We start from the raw sequence: 6,054 nt of genomic DNA, 5'->3' as shown, positions 1-6,054 counted from the left end.
CTCGACGCCGACCGGGCCGCGCGCATGCATCCGGCCCGTCGCGATGCCGATCTCGCCGCCGAAGCCGAACTCCCCGCCATCGGCGAATTGCGTCGAGGCGTTGTGGATCACGATCGCCGAATCGACCTCCGCCAGGAAGCGCCGCGCCGCGTTCTCGTCCGCGGTGACGATCGCGTCGGTGTGATGGGAGCTGTAGCGCGCGATGTGGTCGAGCGCCCCGTCCAGCCCCTCGACCACCCGGGCCGAGATGACGGCGTCGAGATATTCGGTCGACCAGTCCGCCTCCGCGGCAGAGACGGCGCGCGGATCGCTCGCGAGGACCTCCGCGTCGCCGCGCACCTCGCAGCCCTCGTCCAGCAAGGCGGAGACGAGGGGGCGCAGATGCGTTCCCGCGCAGGCGCGGTCCACGAGCAGCGTCTCCGCCGCCCCGCAGATGCCGGTGCGCCGCATCTTGGCGTTGACCACGATCTCGCGCGCCATGGCGAGATCCGCCCTGGCATGGACGAAGACGTGGCACAGCCCTTCGAGATGGGCGAAGACCGGCACCCGCGCCTCGGCCTGGACGCGCTCGACGAGGCTGCGCCCGCCACGCGGCACGATGACGTCGAGGTTGCCGCCAAGCCCCGCCAGCATCTCGCCCACCGCGGCGCGGTCGGCGACGGGCACGAGTTGGACGGCCTCGGCCGGCAGCCCGGCCGCGGCGATCCCCGCGGCGAAAGCCTCGGCGATGGCGGCGGCCGTGCGCAGCGTTTCCGAGCCGGAGCGCAGGATCACGGCGTTGCCGGCCATGAGGCAGAGCGCGGCGGCGTCGGCCGTGACGTTGGGCCGGCTCTCGTAGATCACGCCGACGACGCCGAGAGGCGTCGCGACCCGCTCGATGAGGAGGCCGTTCGGCCGCTCGAAACGGGCGAGGACGCGCCCGACCGGATCGGACAGGGCGCCGATCTCGGCGACGGCCGCGGCCATGGCCTCGATCCGGCCCGGATCGAGCGTCGCGCGGTCGATGAAGGCGGCCGGACGCCCGCCGGCCTTCATGTCGGCGAGGTCGAGGGCGTTGCGGGCCAGGATCGTCCGCGAGGCCTCGCGGATCGCCGCCGCGGCGCCGGAGAGCGCGGCCCGCTTCGTCGCGGCCGGGGCGAGCGCGAGGGCGTGGGTCGCGGCGCGCGCGTGCCGGCCGATCGCGGCCATCAGTTCCGGCGTCGGGGGCGTTTGCTGCCCGGCTTGCGGATTCCGGCCGATTCCGATGGCGGCGCTCATATGCGTTCCTTTCGCGCCGCGCTGTAGCACGGGGCGGGGCCGCGCGGCTATTGCGCCGGGGCACCCGCGCATCGGTTGTGGAAGCGCGGGCACAGGCGCGCGCGATCGTCGTTCCGACGGGCTGCGATCATTGACTTGGCCGCGCGATGTGCCACATGACCGGGAAGGCCGCGCGCGTGGATCCACATATGTCTCTCCTGCGGGCGGCCGGTGCTGCAAACCGCTGAGGAGAAGACCCCATTCGCAGACCCATGAGAGCCCCGCCGGTCCCGCAGAAGGACGGACCGCGTGCCAATCGCGATATCCGGGGCGTTCGCGAAGTGCAGCTCATCGACGATACCGGCCAGAACAGGGGCGTCGTCGCGTTCCCCGAGGCGCTGCGGATCGCCGAGGATGCCGGCCTCGATCTCGTCGAGATTGCGCCGAATTCGGCTCCCCCGGTCTGCAAGCTGCTCGATTACGGCCGCTTCCGCTTCCTCGAGCAGAAGAAGCAGAACGAGGCGCGCAAGAAGCAGAAGACCGTCGAGGTCAAGGAGATCAAGCTCCGCCCCGGCATCGACAAGCACGATTACGACGTGAAGATGAAGGCCGTGCAGCGCTTCTTCGAGGAGGGCGACAAGGTCAAGGTGACGCTGCGCTTCCGCGGGCGCGAGATGGCGCACCAGGATCTCGGCCTGAAGCTGCTGGAACGCGTCAAGGCGGAGACGGCGGAAGTCGCCAAGGTCGAGAGCGAGCCCATGCTCGAGGGCCGGCAGATGATCATGATCCTGGCGCCGCGCTGAGGCGGCGACAGGTTCGGCGTGGCGAAGGCTTATTTCACCGACGAGAAGGATGTCGGGGTGAGGAACGAGCTTTCGATGTTGTGGACGATCTGGCCGTCCGCCTCGGAGGCGGCGCGCTTTTCCAGCCATTCGGGATCGGACTGGAAGGCCGTCCACTTCGCCTCGCGCTCGGCGAGGGACTCCCAGGCGAGCAGATAGGTCAGCGAGTGGTTCGTGGGCCCGATCAGCGTCGTCCAGAAGCCCGCCTGCCTGATCCCGTGCTTCTCCCAGAGACCGAGCGTGGTGCCCCCGAAGCGCTTGAGCAAGGCGGGCAGGCGTCCCGGCAGGCAATGATAGACGCGCAATTCGTAGACCATGGCTTCCTCCACGGCCGATCTCCGGCCGTGCGGGCGTCCTAGAGCATGATCCCGAAAAGGGGAATCCGGCTTCACCTCACGCGAAAATGCTCTAAGTGGCCGCATGAGCGACGTCGAAGATCTCACAGGGCTGATGCCGCGCCAGCGCATCCGCGATCTCGTCCTGCGCGGCGTCTTGGGCGCGGCCGAGCCCATTCGCGAGAGCCAGTACCAGCCTGCGAGCCTCGACCTCCGGCTCGGCCGGCGCGCCTTCCGGGTGCGGGCAAGCTTCCTGCCGGGCGGGGAGGCCAGCGTCGAGGACAAGCTGCGCACGCTCGGCTGGGAGGAGATCGACCTGGAAAAAGGGGCGATCTTCGAGCGCGGCTGCGTCTATGTGGTCGAGCTGATGGAACGGCTGGACCTGCCCGCAAGCATCTCGGCCGCCGCCAATCCGAAAAGCTCGACCGGGCGCCTCGACGTCTTCACGCGCCTCATTGCCGACCGCAGCGAGGTCTTCGACGCGGTTGGCGCCGGCTATCGCGGCCGCCTCTACGCGGAGGTCTCGCCGCGCACCTTCTCCGTGAAGGTGCGCAAGGGGACGCGCCTCAACCAGCTCCGCTTCCGGCGCCGCGGCCCGGATTCCGAGCATGACGGGCTGCGCCTGTCCGATGCCGGCTTGCGCGAGCTTCATGCGCGCTCGCCCCTCGTGGACGGGGCGATCTCGATCCGCAACGGCCTCGCCCTGCGCATCGAGCTGTCGGGCCTCGGCCCCTCGCGCCTCGTCGGCTACCGCGCCCAGCGCCATACCGACGTGATCGACCTCGACCGCATCGGCCATTATCGCATCGAGGATTACTGGGAGCCCGTCCCGGCCCGCGACGACAGGCGCCTGATCCTCGATCCGAACGAGTTCTACATCCTCGTCTCGAAGGAGCGCCTGCACATCCCGCCAAGCCTCGCGGCCGAGATGGTGCCGATCGATCCGCTCATGGGCGAGTTCCGCGTCCACTATGCCGGCTTCTTCGATCCGGGCTTCGGCTATGCGCCGGGGGGGCATCCGGGCAGCCGGGCGGTGATGGAGGTGCGCAGCCACGAGGTTCCCTTCAACCTCGAGGACGGCCAGATGGTTTGCCGCCTCGCCTACGAGCGCATGGCGGAGGAGCCCGACGCGCTCTACGGGGCGATCGGCACCTCGAACTACCAGGGCCAGGACCTCAAGCTCTCCAAGCAGTTCAGGGCGCACCCGTGAGCGGCGGCCGAGGAGGCCCTTCTTTAACCATCCTTAAGGCATAAGCGGAGGATCGCCGGCCCCCGCCGGCTCGGATCCCCGTGATGATCGAGAAGCTTCGCCCCTATCTCGACCGGCGCGTCGCGCTGATGCTGGCGCTCGGCTTTTCCTGCGGCCTGCCCTTCCTGCTGGTCGCGGGAACCTTCACCGCGCGCCTCGCCACGGCCGATATCGACATCAAGGCGATCGGGCTCTTTGCCTATCTGCTCCTGCCCTACAGCTTCAAGTTCCTGTGGGCGCCGGTCGTGGACGCGCTCGACCTGCCCGTGCTGTCGCGCCTGCTCGGGCGGCGCCGGGCCTGGATGGTCCTCTCGCAGATTTGCGTCGGGCTCGCGCTCCTCGCCATGGCGGCGGCCGATCCGCTCTCCAGCCTGGGCGCGCTCGGCGTCGCCGCCTTCCTGATGGCCTTCTCGGCCGCGACACAGGACATCGTCATCGATGCCTGGCGCATCGAATCGGTGCCCGTCGAGCGCCAGGGCCTGATGCTGGCCTCCTATCAGCTCGGCTACCGCCTCGCCCTGATCACCGCCGGGGCGGGGGCTCTCGTGCTCGTCAGTCATGTCGCGGGACCGGACGCCTCCAAGGCGGCGATGTCCGAGGGGTGGCGGGCGGCCTATCTCGCCATGGCGGGGCTGATGCTGGTCGGCATCACGGCCTCGCTGCTTGCGCCGGCCCCGCCCGAGGCGGCCAAGAGTGGCCCGCGCGAGCCCTTCCGGTTCGGCCACGCCGTCGCCGCGCCCGTGGCCGATCTCTATCGCCGCGAGGGGCCGCGCCTTCTCGCCGTGCTCGCCCTCGTCGCCTTCTATCGCCTGCCCGATTTCGTCTCGGGCGTGATGGCCAATCCCTTCTACATTCGCATGGGCTATTCGCTGCCGGAGATCGCCGCCGTCTCCAAGCTCTACGGGATCTGGATCGGCATGCTCGGCGCCTTCGTCGGCGGCTGGGCCATCGTGCGCTACGGGCTGTTCCCGGTCCTGGTCGTGGGGGCGATCGCGGGGGCGGCCTCGAACCTCGCCTTTTCCTGGCTCGCCATGGGGCAGCCCGAGGTGTGGCGGCTCATCATCGCCATCTCGGTGGACAATTTCTCCGGCACCTTCGCCGGCACGGCGCTCATGGCCTACATGTCCGGCCTCACCGGCATCGGCTTCGCGGCCACGCAATATGCGCTCCTGTCCTCGCTTTACGCGCTGCCGGGCAAGCTCGTCTCCGGCCTTTCGGGCTTCATGGTGGCGGCCTGGGGATTCCCCGTCTTCTTCGCGGCGACGGCGGCGATCGGCATCCCCGTCGTGATCCTGTGCCTCTTCGTCGGGCGCGACACGGCCGCGCCGCGGGAGGAGCCCGCACCCGACGCCGTCGCCCCGCCCAGGCCCGCTTGACACCGGCCCGCGCGCGGGCCGAGACGCCTCTGCCACGCACGGGTTCCCGACATGCATTCTTCCGGCGATCTCCTCGCCGATCGCCGCTACGCCTATGCCGAGGCCTCCTTCCGCGAGGGCGACCTCGAGGCGGCGGCCGATCTCGCGCGGCAGACGGTCGAGATCGCGCCGCGTTTCGCGCCGGCCTGGTTCCTTCTCGGCGAGGCGCGCGAGGCGCAATATCGCGCAGCCCGCAGCACGGACGAGGGCGTCGAGGCCTATCGGGAGGCGGTCAAGGCGTTCGAGATGGCCTTGCTGCGCGACCCGGAGGACGCCCAGGGCGCGCGGCTGCGCCTCGCCTCGCTCGGCATCGGCGATCCGCTGGAGGCGATGTCGCCGGATTATATCCGCCGTCTCTTCGACGATTACGCCGTCCGCTTCGACCGTCACCTGACGGTCTCGCTGAAATACCGCGCGCCGGAGGTGCTGCACGAGGCGGTGCGGCGGGCGGCGAGCCGTGGGTTGCGCGATTTCCGCTTCGCGCGGGCGCTCGATCTCGGCTGCGGAACGGGGCTCGCGGGGGAGGTCTTCCGCCCCGTCTGCGGGCATCTCGCGGGCGTCGATCTTTCCCCCGCCATGGTCGAGCGGGCGCGCCGCAAGAAGGTCTATGACGAACTGGCGGCGGGCGAATTGGTCGAGTGGCTGTCGGGCCGCCCGGACGCTTCGGCCGATCTCGTGCTCGCGACGGACGTCTTCGTCTATGTGGCCGATCTCGCGCCGGTTTTCTCAGAGGCCGCACGCGTCCTGGCGCGCGGGGGCCTCCTCGGCTTCACCGTGCAGGACCATGAGGGGAGGGGCGTCGTGCTCGGCGGGGACATGCGCTACGCCCATGCGCAGGAGCATATCCTCGAACTCGCCGTGGAGGCCGGCTTGCGGCTATTGCTGTCCGAGGCGGGTGCGATGCGCGAGGATCGGGGGCAGCCCGTGCCGGGGCGGGTCTTCGTGCTGGGGCGGTAGGCCGCCCTCCCTCCCCGCCG

6 protein-coding genes are annotated in these 6,054 nt (G+C 70.1%); 4 read left to right on the top strand and 2 right to left on the bottom strand.

Annotated features, from left to right (window positions below):
- On the bottom strand, nt 1-1,188 hold a 1,188-nt coding region (locus PKD06_RS16390), incomplete at its 3' end, for a glutamate-5-semialdehyde dehydrogenase (protein ID WP_324381961.1).
- A gap of 320 nt (nt 1,189-1,508) precedes the next feature.
- Between PKD06_RS16390 and infC the strand changes: the two genes are divergently transcribed.
- Nucleotides 1,509-2,039, top strand: a complete 531-nt coding sequence (gene infC / locus PKD06_RS16385; RefSeq protein ID WP_324381956.1) for a translation initiation factor IF-3 — start codon at nt 1,509-1,511, stop codon at nt 2,037-2,039.
- Nucleotides 2,040-2,068: 29 nt separating this feature from the next.
- Here infC and PKD06_RS16380 read toward each other — a convergent pair whose 3' ends face one another.
- Nucleotides 2,069-2,395, bottom strand: a complete 327-nt coding sequence (locus tag PKD06_RS16380) for an NIPSNAP family protein (protein ID WP_324381959.1) — start codon at nt 2,393-2,395, stop codon at nt 2,069-2,071.
- 103 nt (nt 2,396-2,498) lie between these two features.
- Here PKD06_RS16380 and PKD06_RS16375 point away from each other — a divergent pair, with 103 nt between their 5' ends.
- The 3 genes from PKD06_RS16375 (at nt 2,499) to PKD06_RS16365 (ending at nt 6,034) form a co-directional block, all read left to right on the top strand.
- Nucleotides 2,499-3,623 carry a 2'-deoxycytidine 5'-triphosphate deaminase gene (locus PKD06_RS16375; protein ID WP_324381954.1) on the top strand — a complete coding sequence of 375 codons (1,125 nt, stop codon included), beginning with the start codon at nt 2,499-2,501 and terminating at the stop codon, nt 3,621-3,623.
- Nucleotides 3,624-3,706: 83 nt separating this feature from the next.
- Nucleotides 3,707-5,038 carry an MFS transporter gene (locus PKD06_RS16370; RefSeq protein ID WP_324381952.1) on the top strand — a complete coding sequence of 444 codons (1,332 nt, stop codon included), beginning with the start codon at nt 3,707-3,709 and terminating at the stop codon, nt 5,036-5,038.
- Between the two features lie 51 nt (nt 5,039-5,089).
- The gene (locus tag PKD06_RS16365) at nt 5,090-6,034 is read left to right on the top strand and encodes a methyltransferase domain-containing protein (protein ID WP_324381950.1); all 945 of its coding nucleotides are present in this window, start codon (nt 5,090-5,092) and stop codon (nt 6,032-6,034) included.
- Nucleotides 6,035-6,054 lie beyond the last annotated feature (20 nt).

This window comes from Enterovirga sp. (assembly GCF_035325185.1).
Taxonomy (GTDB): domain Bacteria; phylum Pseudomonadota; class Alphaproteobacteria; order Rhizobiales; family Beijerinckiaceae; genus Enterovirga.
This window is presented reverse-complemented; position numbering and strand designations above follow the sequence as displayed.